Genomic DNA, 402 nt, shown 5'->3' with positions numbered 1-402 from the left:
TTATCAGAATCATTCTTATGGTCTTTAGTAGGTGCAGTTTCATTTAAAACTTCTGAATGGCTTCCGTCACTCTTAAAAAATGAAGTTAAGTCGGAAAAGGTAGATAATTTGATTTCTTTTTTTGATTTTTCTACTTGATTGTCATCTTTAGATAATTCGGAAGTATGTATACTATTATTTTCAGTGGTTGAATTTGCAATAGACTTGCTAGACTTAGACTCAATTTGTTGGGATGGGTTAACTGTATCGGCTTTTACAGTTTGACCACTTAACCCAAGAAAAGTAAAACCTAATAATACAGAAGCAGTGCCGATAGTCAATTTACGAATTGAAAATCTATCTTGCTTCGCTTGCATTTCCATTTTTCTTAGTCTTTCATTATAGTTATTTTTTCCTAACATT

The 402-nt window shown here is 31.3% G+C and carries 1 protein-coding gene; it reads right to left on the bottom strand.

Annotation, left to right across the window (positions count from 1 at the left end; translation table 11 throughout):
- Positions 1-362 (bottom strand): YSIRK-type signal peptide-containing protein (locus H3T43_RS09320; protein ID WP_232350331.1); only part of this gene is annotated, 362 nt, incomplete at its 3' end.
- Between the last annotated feature and the right edge of the window lie 40 nt (positions 363-402).

The sequence above is a fragment of the Lactobacillus sp. M0396 genome (genome assembly GCF_016101625.1).
Classification (GTDB): Bacteria; Bacillota; Bacilli; order Lactobacillales; family Lactobacillaceae; genus Lactobacillus; species Lactobacillus huangpiensis.
The sequence above is the reverse complement of the archived record's forward strand: the minus strand, read 5'-3'. Positions and strand labels throughout refer to the sequence as shown.